The 16,312-nt window shown below is 44.5% G+C and carries 14 protein-coding genes; 10 read left to right on the top strand and 4 right to left on the bottom strand.

What is annotated here, in order from left to right:
• Positions 1-18 precede the first annotated feature (18 nt).
• Complete coding sequence (locus ACO067_RS05160; protein ID WP_421871502.1) at positions 19-1,074, top strand: sugar phosphate isomerase/epimerase family protein; 1,056 nt, start codon at positions 19-21, stop codon at positions 1,072-1,074.
• A 474-nt stretch (positions 1,075-1,548) separates the two neighbouring features.
• Here ACO067_RS05160 and ACO067_RS05155 read toward each other — a convergent pair whose 3' ends face one another.
• Entirely contained in the window at positions 1,549-2,007 is a 459-nt protein-coding gene (locus tag ACO067_RS05155; RefSeq protein ID WP_421871499.1) for a winged helix-turn-helix transcriptional regulator, read from the bottom strand.
• Positions 2,008-2,039: 32 nt separating this feature from the next.
• Here ACO067_RS05155 and ACO067_RS05150 point away from each other — a divergent pair, with 32 nt between their 5' ends.
• From ACO067_RS05150 to ACO067_RS05115, 8 genes are all read left to right on the top strand, one after another.
• A complete protein-coding gene (locus ACO067_RS05150; RefSeq protein WP_421871497.1) occupies positions 2,040-2,834 on the top strand; it encodes an SDR family oxidoreductase in 795 nt (264 codons plus the stop codon).
• A 21-nt stretch (positions 2,835-2,855) separates the two neighbouring features.
• On the top strand, positions 2,856-3,170 hold the full coding sequence (locus ACO067_RS05145; RefSeq protein WP_421871495.1) for a nuclear transport factor 2 family protein: 315 nt from the start codon (positions 2,856-2,858) through the stop codon (positions 3,168-3,170).
• Positions 3,171-3,349: 179 nt separating this feature from the next.
• A complete protein-coding gene (locus ACO067_RS05140) occupies positions 3,350-4,231 on the top strand; it encodes an alpha/beta hydrolase (RefSeq protein ID WP_421878272.1) in 882 nt (293 codons plus the stop codon).
• A gap of 304 nt (positions 4,232-4,535) precedes the next feature.
• Positions 4,536-4,778: a DUF433 domain-containing protein gene (locus tag ACO067_RS05135; protein ID WP_421871493.1), complete on the top strand. Its 243-nt coding sequence runs from the start codon at positions 4,536-4,538 to the stop codon at positions 4,776-4,778.
• A complete protein-coding gene (locus ACO067_RS05130; RefSeq protein WP_421871491.1) occupies positions 4,762-5,091 on the top strand; it encodes a DUF5615 family PIN-like protein in 330 nt (109 codons plus the stop codon). The genes ACO067_RS05135 and ACO067_RS05130 overlap by 17 nt, the downstream gene beginning before the upstream one ends.
• Positions 5,092-5,276: 185 nt before the next feature.
• A complete protein-coding gene (locus tag ACO067_RS05125) occupies positions 5,277-5,480 on the top strand; it encodes a hypothetical protein (RefSeq protein ID WP_421871489.1) in 204 nt (67 codons plus the stop codon).
• Between the two features lie 69 nt (positions 5,481-5,549).
• Positions 5,550-9,785 (top strand): DUF5689 domain-containing protein, encoded by a 4,236-nt coding sequence (locus tag ACO067_RS05120; RefSeq protein ID WP_421871488.1) that lies wholly within the window; start codon positions 5,550-5,552, stop codon positions 9,783-9,785.
• A 202-nt stretch (positions 9,786-9,987) separates the two neighbouring features.
• Positions 9,988-10,623, top strand: a complete 636-nt coding sequence (locus tag ACO067_RS05115; RefSeq protein ID WP_421871486.1) for a hypothetical protein — start codon at positions 9,988-9,990, stop codon at positions 10,621-10,623.
• On the opposite strand, the gene ACO067_RS05110 is transcribed toward ACO067_RS05115, so the two are convergent.
• Positions 10,613-10,975, bottom strand: a complete 363-nt coding sequence (locus ACO067_RS05110) for a glyoxalase (RefSeq protein ID WP_421871483.1) — start codon at positions 10,973-10,975, stop codon at positions 10,613-10,615. The two genes, ACO067_RS05115 and ACO067_RS05110, sit on opposite strands and share 11 nt — an antisense overlap.
• Positions 10,976-11,078: 103 nt before the next feature.
• Between ACO067_RS05110 and ACO067_RS05105 the strand changes: the two genes are divergently transcribed.
• Complete coding sequence (locus ACO067_RS05105; protein ID WP_421871481.1) at positions 11,079-11,318, top strand: hypothetical protein; 240 nt, start codon at positions 11,079-11,081, stop codon at positions 11,316-11,318.
• 56 nt (positions 11,319-11,374) lie between these two features.
• Here the strand turns inward: ACO067_RS05105 and trxA are convergent, their stop codons facing one another.
• Positions 11,375-11,698, bottom strand: a complete 324-nt coding sequence (gene trxA, locus ACO067_RS05100; protein ID WP_258101426.1) for a thioredoxin — start codon at positions 11,696-11,698, stop codon at positions 11,375-11,377.
• A gap of 312 nt (positions 11,699-12,010) precedes the next feature.
• Entirely contained in the window at positions 12,011-16,240 is a 4,230-nt protein-coding gene (gene dnaE, locus ACO067_RS05095; protein WP_421871479.1) for a DNA polymerase III subunit alpha, read from the bottom strand.
• Between the last annotated feature and the right edge of the window lie 72 nt (positions 16,241-16,312).

The raw sequence follows: 16,312 nt of genomic DNA, 5'->3' as shown, positions 1-16,312 counted from the left end.
TTTTTTAAATGATCCATTATGAAAAATTCCAGAAGAAAAACCCTCAAAACTCTAGGTGTAAGCGGAGCGGCACTGAGTCTACTTGGCGTGAACCCATTGTTATCTGCCTGCTCATCATCCAGCCAGAAGACCTCTGATACTGAGAGTGATTCCAATGCAGCGGCAAGCGCAGCAACTGAGTTGTTTTTTAATATTTCACTGGCACAGTGGTCACTTCACAGATCGTTTTTTGGAGATGCGATTAGTTCGTGGGACAATTTCGGGAAACTGTGGGCTGAGAGTCCTGACAATGTACTCAGAGGCGAATTGAAACCAGTTGATTTTCCGACCATTGCTAAAAGAGACTATGGCATTACTGCTGTGGAGTATGTGAATGTATTCTACTTCTCCAAGAAAAATGACAAGCAGTTTTGGTATGACCTGCGGAAGCAGTGTGATGAGCAAGGAGTGAAGAGTTTGCTGATCATGTGCGATCGAGAAGGGAACCTGGGAGATACCGACGAAGAAGCTAGAAAACAAGCAGTGGAAAATCACTACGGCTGGGTGGATGCTGCACAGATATTAGGTTGCCACTCCATTCGGGTAAACGCTGCAGGAAACGGAACCGCTGAGGAGGTGAAAGCTGCAGCGATTGACGGGTTAGGACAATTGGTATCCTATTCCTCACAGTCCGGAATCAGCGTGATCGTAGAAAATCATGGTGGGTATTCCTCCAATGGAGAATGGTTGGCGAGCGTGATTGAAGGAGTAGGAAGTAAATACTGCGGCACGTTGCCCGACTTTGGAAACTTCTGCATCGAAGGACATCATGGTGATTGCAAAGAGGAATATGACAAGTATCAGGGTGTGAAAGAGCTAATGCCTTATGCAAAAGGAGTTAGCGGCAAAACACACGAATTTGACGCAGAAGGCAATGAAGTCAATACAGATTTTGTGAAGATGTTGCAGATTGTCAAAGATTCTGGCTTCACTGGTTATATCGATATTGAATATGAAGGAGGCGGACTATCAGAGCCAGAAGGAATCAAAGCTACCAAAGCCTTGTTGGAGAAGGCTGGGAAGGCAGTGAGCTAAAACACTCAGTCCGAACTATGCTGAGATATAAGCAAAACATAATATGGTTCGGTGTTACATTGATCACTTTGTTGGTCTTCGGTTATAGTGTCACCAGGAATATAATTTTCTCCTTGGTCGTCAGCATAGTTACTGGTCTTGGCGTTGGTTATATAGGATCGATGTGCGTAGCTATTATCTATCCTAATAGACAGCTTACCGATGATCATATCCCTGCTACTCGAAGAAACCTCAATCGGTTTTGGGTCATTTTCGGGAGTGTGATGCTTCTGGTTATTTTGATTGCAATTCTGGAAGGGTAAGATGTGGTTAGCAGGGGTGAGTTGGATAAATTAGGCATGATCTCTCCAGGTGGCCCAAGACTTGATGTAATGGATTTTTTTTAAACAAAAACTCCTTAAATCCAAATTATGCGTTAACGCATAATTTGGTGTCAATCACCCTTGACGGTAATCACCCCCACTCGCTGATCCGTCAACCTTCCGGTTTCAAACGCCCTAAAATAACCCTCCGCAAACGGTCTTCATGTGCATCGCCCCAGTCCCCCAATGTGGCAATGATTGGGATCAACGTCTTGCCAAACTCTGTTAATCGGTATTCTACTTTGGGCGGCACTACTGCATAGATTTTTTTAGTTATCAACTCGTGCTCTTCAAGTTCCTTGAGTTGAATATTCAGCACACGCCGGGTAGCATCGGGTATTTTTCGTTGCAGTTCGCTTGGCCTTAAGTGTCCGTCATTGATAAACCACAGCAAACGCATTTTCCATTTACCATACAACACCTCACCGATCAGATCCAAACCACAATTCAGGTTGGGTAATGTCTTTCGTTCATACATAATATAAAAATAGAACCATGTTCCAAAAAGTGCAATAGGGGAATAATTACTCCCTATCTGAATCGTATTTCCGTACTTGTGAGAACTATACATAAGCTAGAAATTTGCCCTAAACAAATCGGTTTATGGAACAAGTATTCAATTTTGATCATGAGCTATCAGGGAAGGTGGCCCTGGTAACCGGGGGCACAAAAGGAACTGGAAAAGCCATCGCCGAGCGTCTGGCACAGGCTGGTGCTACGGTAATTGTAACGGCCAGAAATGCTCCTGTCATTGACCAAGAGGGGTTTCATTTCATCGCATCAGACTTAAGTACTTCCCGTGGAACCGATAAAGTTGTGAATGAGGTGTTGACCAAATATGGCACTTTGGATATTTTGGTTAATAACCTGGGCGGTTCTGAAACGAAAGGTGGTGGCTTTTCGGCTTTGAGCGATGAAGACTGGGAGGAATCCTTTCAAACCAACTTGTTTGCTTCTGTTCGTTTGGATAGAGGTTTTTTGCCAAAGATGATTGAACAAAACAGTGGAGTGGTTATTCACATTGCGTCAATTCAAGCCAAGTTACCTCTTTATGAATCTACCTTGCCCTACGCTGCGGCCAAGGCAGGGTTGTTGAACTATAGCAAAGGGTTGTCCAATGAAGTTTCTTCAAAAGGTGTGAGGGTACTTACGGTCTCACCAGGATGGATCATGACCTCCTCATCAGAACGAATGATGGAGCGTCTTGCCGAAAGCTCAAACACTACTAAAGAACAAGCTGCGCAAAGTGTGATGGATGCATTGGGTGGCATTCCTATGGGCAGACCAGCACAACCGAAGGAAGTTGCAGAGTTGATTGGATTTTTGGTTTCGCCAAGAGCCAATTACCTGACAGGAACTGCATTTGTAATTGATGGAGGTACCATCCCTACTATTTAATAACCATAAAAACAGAAAGCAATGAATTTACCAAAAGTAATCTTAGAGTTAGTCAAAGCACAAGATAACTTTGACAGCACAGCATACGCCAATTGTTTTACCGACACAGCAGTGGTTTTTGACGAGGGTAAGAACTATCAGGGTAAAGAGGAAATCAAAAATTGGATTGATAAAGCCAACAAGACGTACCAGGTGACAATGAAACCGATTGCCTATTCGGAGAGTGAACAAATCCTCCATGCCGAGATCTCAGGTACTTTTCCTGGCAGTCCACTGGTATTGAGCTATCAGTATGAATTCAAAGATCAGCTCATTCAATCGTTGAGGATTGTGTAGCAAATGGGCAAGTTTTTCTTCAATTCAGGCATATTATCACCAAAATATCATTAATAAGTGTGAGAAAAACACTATTATGAATTACTGAATTTAGAACCTCTTTTAATATGTGTTGCAAAGCTAACTTTCTGACAAAGGCATCCTTTTTACTGTTCTTTCTGATCTTTGTTCATTCCACAATGGCCCAAGATGGGACTATTTACCCACTGGAAGCTCCAGATGAACCCAATGCCATTCTTCTTGGTACGGGAGGTGTGGATGATCAGCCGGCTTCAGAGAGCTGGTTCAGACAATGGGGAGATCCGATGGCTCGAAACATAACAACTGCAACATTGACACCCTTCATCCCTGAACCTGGAAAGGCAAACGGTGCGGCAGTGATTGTGGCACCGGGTGGTGGTTTTCGATGGCTTTCACTTGGTAATGAAGGGTGGGAAGTCGCTGAAGCATTAAAAGCTCAAGGTATTGCGGCGTTTGTGCTAAAGTACAGACTACATCCTACGCCAGAATCACTCGAGGACTTCAAAGCATGGATGAATCGTCCCCGCATCCCACCTACGGCTGATGCTTCAAAGGAGGGAGAGGAAGTTGCAGCGCCAGCTCCACCACAATGGGATCTTTCCAATCAGCTAGAGGATGCTGAAGCAGCATATGCGATGATCTTGGACCGTGCAGGAGAATGGGGTGTTGATACCGACAGAATCGGCATGATCGGTTTTTCTGCAGGTGCCGGTCTGACGATGCATTCAACCCTAAATTCGGAAACTATGAAACTGGCCTTCATTGGACCTATTTATGGAGGTATGGGGCAGGTGGAAGTACCTAAGGATGCTCCACCTATGTTTAATGTTATAGCCACGGACGATTTTCTCTTCAGAGGTCAGTTTGGTGTGATAGATTCTTGGTACAAAGCTGGTATACCTGTAGAGTTTCATCTTTACCAAAACGGAGGTCACGGCTTTGGATTAGGAAATCCCAATCGAACGAGCAATCGTTGGTTTGATGCTTTTGTTCACTGGTTAGATGTCAATGAATTTCTTGAAGCCAAGTCGAGGGAGTGACACCATTGAGACACATTCACCATGGAAATCCCAATCCATACATCAGTCTAAAAGATTGATTGATGATGGTTATTACTCTGGATTGGCGGGTGTTGATGGCTCTTTCTCATCCACGTTGTAACGCGGATGATTAAATTCTCAAGTTTTTAACTTGTCCTTCCGCATGGCACATGCGAAACACTAAAAGTCCTCGTTGCAAACGAGGACTAGGGTGGTCTTTTTTGAACTCCGCCTTGCTAGGCGCAGGAGACTTCATTATTCGCCGTTCGCATCATTTACCACCTCAATTGCGTATCTTTGATATATGAGTATTGTTGGAATATACATATCTGTTGACCCTGAAATACAAAATGGTCAACCTGTTTTCTCGGGAACTCGGGTACCAGTACAATCCCTTTTCTGGCATTTGGAGAAGGGGATTACAATTGAAAGTTTTTTGGATGATTTCCCGAGTGTGACAAAAGAACAGGTAGTTGGTGTACTTGAAATTGCTAATAAAATAGTCAATTCTGCACAGTTAGATGAACTCTATGAAGCTGCTAATTGACGAAAATCTTCCTAAAAGAATTAAGCTTGATTTTCCTGAACATGAAATTTTTACAGTCCATGACATGGGCTGGAATAGTAAGAAGAATGGAGAACTTCTAAAACTTATGTTGGAACAGGATTTTGAGGTCCTCTTAACATTTGACAGAAACCTTCAATATCAACAAAACTTCACCAAATATCCCATTGCTGTTTTTGTCCTGAACGCTGACGATAACGCTTATCTGACTCTTGAGCCTCTAATTCCGATTATTAACCAACATCTCAATATAGATCTGAAACCTGGGCCAACTGAAATAAAGGCCAAAGTCTAAGGAACCATGGAAGTATTCACTTCAACTCTGGTTTTGTTGATCTTTTTATCAAAATCCATAGCCCCCATTATCCGCGTTTGCAACGCGGATGTTTAAATCCTCAAGTTTTAAAACTTGTCCTTCCGCATGCCACATGCGAAACACTAAAAGTCCCCTTGCCTTTGTTGGACTTATGACCAACAAACATGACCTGCTTATTAGCTCATCTATCACTTGTATACATCAGTGCTGGACAAATCGGTTTGGTGATAACACCAAACCAGGCAAGCCTGGTATTTGAATTTCTTTTGACTGCTGGGTACAAATACGAAGGTCTTAAATTCCCATTGCTTCATCCACTCAAATATCACCAACTAGATGGGATATCGCCAAACTTCACAGAACGATAAATTACAATGCATAGTGTGTAAAAGATTTGTATGCCAATTTTGCTCCTGAACTAAACTCACACTCACAAAATGAAAAAACTTATCATGTTGGCTGCAGTTCTCTGCAGCTTTGGGATCGGTGTGTACTCTTCTCAGGCACAATCGATCTTTATCAATGAAATTCACTATGACAATGATGGCGCAGATACTGGCGAAGGTATCGAAGTAGCCGGACCAGCCGGCACTGACTTGTCAGCTTACACTCTTGTATTATACAATGGGAGCAATGGAAGTGTTTACAACACTGTGTCGTTAAGTGGTGCACTGGCTGATCAGGAAAATGGTTTCGGAACGGCTTTCTTTTCCATCACAGGAGTTCAAAATGGAGCGCCTGATGGTATCGCTCTGGTTGTAGATACTACTGTTGTCCAGTTTTTGAGCTATGAAGGTACTTTCACCGCACTAGGCGGACCGGCTGATGGAATGTCCAGTGTAGATATCGCGGTAAGCGAAGCTAGTTCTACTCCGGTGGGATACTCGCTTCAGCTCAGTGGCTCTGGTACTGACTATACAGACTTTGCCTGGGCTGCGGCTGATACAGCTTCCTATGATCAGGTAAACGGCGGGCAGGATTTTGTAGGTGCCGTCACGGAGGACGTGGTCTTTATCAACGAGATTCACTATGATAATGATGGCACTGATACTGGTGAAGCTCTAGAGCTAGCCGGTACCGAAGGCATTGATCTTGCTGGTTGGGAATTAGTGCTATACAATGGTAGCAATGGTTCAGTTTACAATACGGTAAGTCTTTCAGGTGTATTCACAAATGAATCAGGTGGTTATGGTTTCATTTCGTTTGCCATTGCTGGAATTCAGAATGGATCGCCTGATGGAATAGCACTGGTTAATCCGTTAGATACAGTTGTACAATTCATCAGCTACGAAGGCACTCTAGTAGCAGTGGATGGTCCGGCAGCAGGTCTGGAAAGTACCGATATCGGCATAGCTGAGACGAGCTCCACGCCGGTTGGCAACTCGCTGCAGTTGACAGGTACAGGTTATTATTTCGAAGATTTTATCTGGGTAGAAAGTGCAAATACATTCGATGCCCTCAATGTGGATCAGGTGATCGGCAATCCTACAGATACAACTGGAAATGATGGAGATACTACCATAGTCACTCCAGGTTTGGTAGACCTTTGGGTCAACGAGATACATTATGACAATGCCAGTACAGATGTGAACGAAGGCATAGAAGTAGCTGGAACAGCCGGAGCTGATCTATCAGGTTACTCTTTGGTGCTTTACAATGGCAATGGAGGCGCTGTTTATAACACCATCCCACTTAATGGAGTACTTGCAGACCAGCAAAGTGGATTTGGTACCAGGTTCTTTTCGATTTCTGGATTACAAAATGGAAGTCCTGATGGTATTGCTCTAGTATCTCCAGAAAATGAGGTGATCCAGTTTTTGAGCTATGAGGGTTCGTTTGTGGCAGTAGGAGGAGCAGCAGATGGACTCACCTCAGAGGACATTGTAGTAGAAGAGGGCGGTAGTACCGCAATTGGTTTTTCATTGCAGTTGCAAGGGACTGGTAGCACATATGCAGACTTTACATGGGCTGCAGATGTTACGAGTACATACGATGCAGTGAATGACGGTCAGACCTTCGTGCCTGCTGCTGAGATCGCGTTCATCAATGAGCTTCACTATGATAATGCTAGCAGCGATACTGGTGAGGCAGTGGAGATAGCCGGCACAGCAGGGCTTGATCTGGCAGGTTGGTCGTTGGTATTGTACAATGGCAATGGTGGAGGATCTTACAACACCACCTCCCTGTCTGGAGTTATTCCTGATCAGCAAAACGGTTTTGGTACGTTGTTCTTTTCGATCTCAGGAATCCAAAACGGAGCTCCTGATGGGGTCGCTTTAATCAATGCAGAGGATACAGTAGTTCAGTTTTTAAGCTATGAAGGTACATTTGTAGCAGTAGACGGACCTGCCGCTGGTATGACTTCAGAGGATATTGGGGTAGCAGAAACAGGCTCCACACCTGCAGGTTATTCATTGCAACTCATCGGTAGTGGATTTGCTTATACAGATTTCTCCTGGTCTGAGGCCATCGCGGAAACATTCGGGTCGATCAATACTGGTCAGGCATTTGGATATGGAGGTGTAGATCCAGGACCAGGATCAGACTCCCTGGTACTCATCACCATTGCGGAAGCAAGAGCAAAAAATCTGGGAGATTCAGTCATCATATCTGGTATTCTAACAGCCACAGATCAGTTTGCTGGTCCTGCTTACATTCAGGATAGTACTGGTGGTATCGGTATCTATGATGTGTCGGTACATGGAACTGGAGCATTCCAGATAGGAGATGAAATTCAGATTCAAGGAATCTTGGGCGAATTCGGTCAGATGCTGCAGGTAACTAACCTGACGAGCCTCGACTCCATCTCATCTGGTAATTCAGTTGTGGCAGACACCTTGACCATTAGTGAGCTAAGTGCTCATGAAGGTGAGTTGGTTACCATTACCAACGTCACTTTTGCTGATGGTGGGTTGTTTTACCCTGGTTCTAATTATGGCATCTCTGATGGCTCTGGCAGTACTGAATTGCGCATAGACGCAGAGGTAGAAAGCCTGGTAGGCAAACAACCACAAGGAGTAACTACCGTGACCGGTATCGTAGGTAGCTACAATGGTCAGCTGCAGCTTTTGCCAAGATTTGAGGCAGATGTACCTGGTGCTTACAATTACTCCCCTGGTGGGTCTGCCATTTCTCAGGATAGTACATTGGAGATAGTAACATGGAACATGGAGTTTTTCGGCACAATGCTACCAAACTATGGTCCATCCGATGTGGCACTTCAGTTAGAAAATGCCATATCAGTAATCACAGCATTGGATGCGGACATTATAGCTGTGCAGGAGGTGTCTGAAATAGATCTGCTGGATGCTCTGATAGATTCGTTGGGTACTTATGCAAGAGTTTGTTCAGATGTTTACTCCTACTCGTTCAGTCCGGATCCAAACTTCCCGGCTCAGAAGCTTTGCTTTATTTACAATACCAACACAGTGACCATCACTGATGAGCAGGTATTGTTTGAGCAGTTCTACAACGATGCTCGTACTGGTGTGACTAACGATATGAGTGATTACCCAACAGGTAGTGCTTCGTCTTTTTGGGCGAGTGGTCGTCTTCCATACATGGTGACTGCAGAGGTGACTATTCAAGGAATCACTACCACTGTGAAGTTGGTTAATATCCATGCTAAATCGGGGGGAGGATCGTCAGATGTTGCTCGCAAGCTCTATGACGCTCAGGCACTAAAAGATACACTGGACACTTACTACGCTAGCGACAGGGTAGTTGTGCTTGGAGATTACAACGACGATGTGGATGTTTCAATAGGTGGCGGAGCTACACCATACGAAGAGTTTGTCTTGGACACTGCAGCTTATGATCCGGTAACAGAAGTATTAAGTAATGCTGGATTTAGGTCTTACGTCTTTTCTGACAACATGATTGATCATATTACCATCACCGATGAGCTTTTTGACCCATACATTGAGAACTCTGTGTACACATTCATTCCTTTCAATTTGGTCAATAACTACGCGAATACCACTTCAGATCACTTACCTGTTGTTTCCAGATTCAACTTGTTTGATTTGGTGCAGCCTTTGGTAGTGGAGGAGCTGGAAGATATTAACTTAATAAAAGGGTACAATGAGCGTGTTGCTAACGTTAGTGCGGTAGTTTCTGGAGGTCTGGAACCTTACACCTATAGCTGGAATGATGGCTCATCTGAGGCCACACTCGAAGTAACTCCCGATTATCCGGATACGGTAGTGACTTTGACTGTTTCTGATGCTTCTGGTCAGGTGATCACTACTTCTGCGCAAGTGATCATCGACGATGTGAGCTGTGAAAAGGGTAGAGGCAGATGGGCACGATCAGGTGTACAGATGTGTAATGGTCGGGTTACATTGTGTGTTGACCAACACTTTGTAGATCATTTTCAAAATAAGGGATGGACACTAGGCACATGCGACAATCTAGTCAGAAGAACCTGCTCTGCTACCAACAATCCATGGAGTGCTACTCAGACGCTCACATTTGATTTTAGTGATGAACTAGTGGTACATGTGGTGATGTATGATTTCTTTGGAAATGAAATAAGCACTGAAGAAGTAAATGTCCCATCTGGAGAAAGTGAATATAATGTGAGTCTTCCGTACAAAGGTATCTTTTACGTGAAGGTGCTGGGTGTGGATGGTTCATTCTCCACCTCTCTGGTGATGGTGAGGGCTTTTTGATCTAGTAATGATACACATGAGCAAAGGTACCCGTTAGCAAATGGGTGCCTTTGTTATTTTAGATATCGGGCAGTATTAAAAAGAAAGTAGGTTTCTGAAATGCAATAAGAGAAAGGAGTTCTCAAGACCCATACATAGATGCTAGCAGAAAACTTTATGGTGCGAAATACGGGAAATGGTTTTCAGAATTGTATCAGTTAGTATGCGCATTCTGTTAATTTTTTTCTTCGCTTTGTTTGCAAATTCGTGTTGGTCACAAAATGTGATTGGTTTTATTGATGGACAGATTTCACCAGTAGAACTAGAAACATCTAAGGAGATTTACACTGACGATATAAGTTCTCTCAGAGTTGAAATTTCTGAGTGGTTCCTCAAAGTGTATGTAAAAGCGGAGGAGATGTATGTGGCAAGCATTTGTATCTGCCAGGGAGACCAGGTAGACGTGTTCCATGCATCTGCAGCACTCGGTAAGATCAGTTATGCTCGCGAGGGAGATCGCTGGGTGACAAATGACTCATTTGTCTTTTCCATGAGAGAAACCGCTATGGATCTGGAGACCATCAAGCTGAGAGAGAACTACTTTCGGGAGAATGGATGGCTTGCCAATACGATGGAGATGGGTGAAAAGGGAGAGGTGGAGTTTATCCTTGACAAGAGTCAATTTTCTGGTTCTACCTTGAAAATAGCCAATGGAATCATGTTGGCATCTGATCCAGAAAATATTCTCGGTCAACCGAGTCAAGCCAATGATTGCGTAGCGCATAGTTTGGTGTCTGGCAGTCCAAAGAGCAGCTATCAGTTCGTTCCTGAAGATTGGATCGGCTTAACTATTCCTTAAACTCCCCAATATGCCAGAGCACTGTGGAAGGATCGTGTACGAAGTATTCTTTGCCCCAGTCATTCTCCACGACCTCTGAGATTCTCACCGTAGGAAATCGCTCGGTTAGGTTGAGTTTCAATACTGCTTCCCGATGAGCATAGGTGTCTTTTACCTCCAGGAAGATCATGGAGTTGTTCACCCAGTCTTTGACATAATAATCCTGCAAATAGAAGCCGAACCCTTCCGTGCCTAAGAAAGACATCTTGCCCAGAGGCACTTCTTTAAATCCAAAAGCCAGATAAAACTGGCGAGATTCTTCAAAGTTTTTGGCGCCAATAAATGTGCGGATGGATTGGATGTGGTGTTGCATGTTAAAGTGGGTTTAGTTACAATATACTACCAATAATCAGGAAATTTTCCGGTTCATCGAAAAGGAGTTTAGTCTGAATCACCATGAGTTATATTTGCCGCCGATGTTTGGATTATTCAAGAAGAAGAAAGTCGAAGATGGTCCCAGGCAGATCCTGGATATCAATGGAATGCCGATAACGGTCGGTGGTAAGGTGAAGGCTTTGCGCTATGATCTTGGCGTTTGCACCGTGGAGCTGGAAGGCAAGGAATACTTCTACGTGTCGGATGAGACTGGTCAAAAGGTGAGTTTCACGAAGTTTTTTGATGCAGCCACCAAAAACCAGAAAGTGGAAGTGGTATGAATAAAAAAATCCCAACCTTTCGACTGGGATTTTCAATTCTTTAACATTCAAAAAAATTAAGCCAATTGCTTATCTATTTTTTCACTAAGTGCTGTCTTTGGAACTGCACCAATTTGTTTATCTACTACCTCTCCATTTTTAAATACCAATAGAGTAGGGATAGATCGGATGCCAAATTTTGCAGAAACTTCTGGGTTGGAATCAACATCCACCTTACCGATGACAGCTTTGCCGTCATAGTCTGCTGCTAGTTCTTCTACTACCGGGCCGATCATTTTACATGGTCCGCACCACTCAGCCCAAAAATCTACCAGTACTGGTTTATCTGTGTTGATTACTTCTTCGAAGTTCTGATCAGTTAATTCTAATGGTTTAGCCATTTCTAATATCGGTTTATTTTTCAGTCATTGAGATAACGGCAAAGATAGATTTTTTGTTGATGTGAAGGTTGATAAACTCGTCAATTGTTGTCAATCAGACATTTAATATGGTTATTCGATAAGCCTGGGTAATCGACGTATAAGGATAACTTATCATCAAGCTCAACACCGAATATCCAAAACGCAGAACCCAAAATTTCAAAACTTAAAGCCTAAAAATTGGAACCCAAAACCTAGAACCTACAACCAAAACCCAGAACTTTAAAACCTAAAACCCAAAACCTAAAACCTATTAGCTTATAGCCTAACCACCTAAGCCGTAATCACACGGTACTTGATCTCCTCTAGCTTATCCAATTCCTTCAGCAACTCATCGTTTAGCGCCACAGTCATTTTTCGACTGGACATCTCCAGATTAATCGGTCGGTCTTCGTAGACACCCATCACGCTTACTTTAAATTGGCAGCTGCCTGGGTATTTCTGAGCATACCCTTCCAGTTCGTTTACAAGGAGTTGATTGACATCTGCCAGATGCATTTGGAGTTCCACACCTTTGGCCATTTTATCGCGGATTTCGCCCAGAGGTTCCATCTGGTTGATTTTCAGCTCCAGATCTACGCCATTCCAGCGGGTTTGTACCATGCCTACGATATACAAGAACCAACCCGTTTCCAATAGCGGTTTGAAGTTGATGTAATCCTGTCCAAAAAGGAAGAAAGAATAGTTGTCATTGAAATCTTCCAGCGTAAACTGTCCGAATGGTTTCCCTTTCTTAGTCGTTCGATGAGCTACACTGCTTACCACTCCTCCAAAGCGAAGTTCGCGTCCTTTGATCGCTTCCAGGTCTTTCAGATCTGTGAGGGTGCAGTTGGTGAGGTAGTTCATCTCAAACTTGTATTCATCCAACGGGTGGCCAGTGATGTAGAGCCCCACCATTTCACGCTCAATGTTCAACTTTTCAATTTCTCCGTAAGGTTCAATAGGTACCACTCTGGGACGCATAACCACTGCCTGGTCGCCACCACCACCGCCAAATAGAGATGCCTGAGCACTGTCTTCTTCTTGCTGCATCTTGTTGGCATAGCGTATGGCTTTCTCGATTAAGGATGCTCCTTCGTCATCAGATTCCACGTATTGCCTTCTATGGAACTCATCAAAGCAGTCAAAACCACCTGCCTTAGCCAGGCTTTCAAAAGATTTCTTGTTAACAGCACGTAGGTTTACTCGTGAAGCAAAGTCAAAAATGTCATTGAAGGGACCATTCTTATCGCGCTCTTCAATGATGGCAAGTACTGCTGATTCGCCTGTACCTTTGATTGCTCCTAATCCAAATCGAATTTCTCCTTCAGCATTAACCTCGAAGTTGAGCCCTGATTCATTGACGTGTGGTCCCAATACCTTGATGCCCGCACTCTTGCACTCTTCCATAAAGAAGCTCACCTTCTCGATGTTGCTCTGGTTATGAGTAAGCACAGACGCCATGTATTCAGCCGGATAGTTGGCTTTCAGGTATCCAGTATGGTAAGCTACCACAGAGTAGCAGGTACTATGGGATTTGTTGAACGCGTAGGCGGCGAAGGCTTCCCAGTCTTTCCAAATCTTTTCTAGTTTCTCCTCTGGATGCCCTTTTTCTTTAGCCTGCTCTACGAACTTGGGCTTCATCTTATCCAGCACAGCTCGCTGTTTCTTACCCATTGCTTTACGCAACACATCCGCCTCACCTTTGGTGAATCCGGCAAGCTTCTGGGAGAGAAGCATCACTTGCTCCTGATAGACTGTAATTCCGTAGGTTTCAGCCAGGAATTCCTCCATATCGGGTACATCGTACTGGATCTCCGATTTTCCATGCTTACGATTAATAAACTCTGGAATGTACTCCATCGGTCCCGGACGATACAGGGCGTTCATGGCAATCAGGTCTTCCAGTTTATCTGGTTTCAGTGCACGCAAGTGCTTCTGCATACCAGGAGACTCAAACTGAAAGGTTCCATTTGTTTCACCCTTTTGGTACAGTTCGTAGGTTTTCTTATCGTCCAGAGGTACCTGATCTATATCTATTTCTATGCCATGTCGCTTTTTGACATTCTCGATGGCTGTCTTGATGATGGAGAGGGTTTTCAGACCCAAAAAGTCCATTTTCAGCATTCCGGCAGACTCTACCACGCTATTGTCAAACTGGGTGACCAGCAGGTCAGAGTCCTTGGCTCTTGCAAGTGGTACGAACTTGGTCAAATCATCCGGAGTGATAATGACCCCACAGGCATGTACACCGGTATTTCGAAGCGAACCTTCCAATACCACGGCCTGGTTTAGTACCTGAGAAGGCAAGTCTTTGCCGTGGCGCATGCGCTCCAGATCCGGTACTTCACCCCAGATTTTGGAGAATTTGGCACCAGGCTTTTCGGGCACCAACTTAGCAATCGCATCTGTGTCAGGTAACGGAAGTTCCATCACGCGACCTGCATCACGAATGGCTGATTTGGGTGCCATTGTACCATAGGTGATGATTTGTGCTACCTGAGTAGCGCCATATTTATCCACCACGTATTTGATGACGCGTTCTCGACCTTCATTGTCAAAATCAATATCAATATCGGGAAGTGATACCCTGTCTGGATTCAGGAAACGCTCAAATAGAAGATCATAAGCGATAGGGTCTACGTTGGTGATCCCGATGCAATAGGCCACGGCAGAGCCTGCTGCTGATCCCCGACCCGGACCGACAGAAACACCCATTTCCCGAGCCTTGCTGGTGAAGTCCTGCACAATCAAGAAATAACCTGGATAGCCGGTATTCTCGATAGTGGCCAACTCAAAGTCTAGTCGCTCCCGAATCTCCTCGGTGATTTCTTCGTAGCGCTTTTTGGCACCTTCATATGTCAGGTGACGCAAATAGGCGTTCTCCCCTCGCTTACCACCATCTTCATCATCCTGAGGATCCTTGAACTCTTCGGGAATCTCAAACTTCGGTAGGAGTACATCACGTTCCAGTTTGTATTCCTCTACCTTATCTATCAGTTCAGAAATGTTCTCGATCGCCTCCGGAAGGTCCGTAAAGGCCGATTTCATTTCCTGCTGACTCTTGAAGTAGTATTTGGAGTTTTTCAGTCCAGGTCTAAAGCCGCGACCTCTACCAATAGGTGTGCTTTGCTTTTCGTTTTCTTTGATGCAAATCAATACATCGTGTGCCTTAGACTCTTCCTCATCCAGGTAGAATAGCTCATTGGCAGCAATGACCTTCACATTGTATTTTCTAGCAAAACCAATCAGTACTTCATTCAAGTGATTTTCTTCATCCAGATCGTGGCGATTGATTTCAAGGTAGAAGTCATCACCAAATAGATCCAGCCACCATTGCAATGCTTCTTCTGCCTGGTGCTCACCCACATTCAAAATCAAGTTGGGGATTTCTCCAGCCAGTCCGCCACTTGTTGCTATGACGCCTTCCTTGTGTTGCTCAATGAGGGCTTTGTCGATACGCGGATACAATCCATATAAGCCTTCGATATAGCCAAGGGAGCAGAGCTTGATGAGGTTTTCGTATCCCTTTTTGTTCTTGGCAAGAAGGACTTGCTGGAATCGCCGATCAGGATCATCTTTGGTAAACTGTAATCTCTTTCGGTCTTCAGCTACAAAAAACTCGCAACCTACAATGGGTTTGATGCCTTCTGCCAGAGCTGCACGAACGAACTTGAAGGCGCCAAACATGTTGCCCAGATCGGTCATGGCCACAGCGGGCATTTCCAGTTCCTTCGCCTTGGCAACGATGGATTCCACATTGGGAGTAGCCTGAAGTACAGAAAATTGAGAGTGTACATGCAGGTGACAAAACGGTCCTTTGATGTCCTCTACAGATACTTCTGTGTCAGTTAGTTTACCATCCGACTTTTCCCGTGCCCAGGCAAAGTTGGCAGCCTCCAGGTCGGGTGCCTCGTAGGTGATTTTGGTTGGGTCGGTATCATCGTGTGTGGGGATGATTTTCCTACGCAGACATTCCATGAAAGCCTGAGCAGTGGCATCCACATCATACGCCGCATCGTGAGCATCATCAAATGGCTTACCAAAGAGCTTCTCATAAAGTTCGATGAGCTTGGGCATTTTGAGTTTGCCATTACCAAGACGAATGTTGCAAAACTCAGCTGTATCTACTCCGGTATCTACATTTGGGTAGCCTTCCAGTAAGTTTTCCTGCTCCATGCGCAGGTACTCTGCACCGATGATTTTGTTGTCGAACTCGATGTTGTGACCAACCAGCACCTGCGCTTTTTTGACATCTTCAGAAAAGATGTCCAGAACCTCTTTTAGGTCTTTTCCAACCTCAAGGGCTCGCTCGGTAGAGATTCCATGAACTTTCTGAGAGTTGAAGGGAATGGTGAAACCATCAGGCTTGATGATATGATTGCCCTGCGAGAGCAATTGCCCTTCAGGACCATGTAGCTGCCATGCTATCTGGACGAGTCTGGGCCAGTTATCAAAATCGGTTAGTGGTGCATTTTGATTTCTTGGTAATCCAGTGGTCTCGGTATCAAATATTAAGTACATGCAGCGTGGTGGTTTACTAGAGAAACAACCAACAAAATAAAAAAATCCCCAAGCCATATTAGCCTGGGGAGT

It is taken from the genome of Marinoscillum sp. (assembly GCF_965229915.1).
In the GTDB taxonomy this organism is placed as follows: Bacteria; Bacteroidota; Bacteroidia; order Cytophagales; family Cyclobacteriaceae; genus Marinoscillum.
Note: the sequence above shows the minus strand (reverse complement) of the source record. Positions and strands in the feature narration are given on the sequence as shown.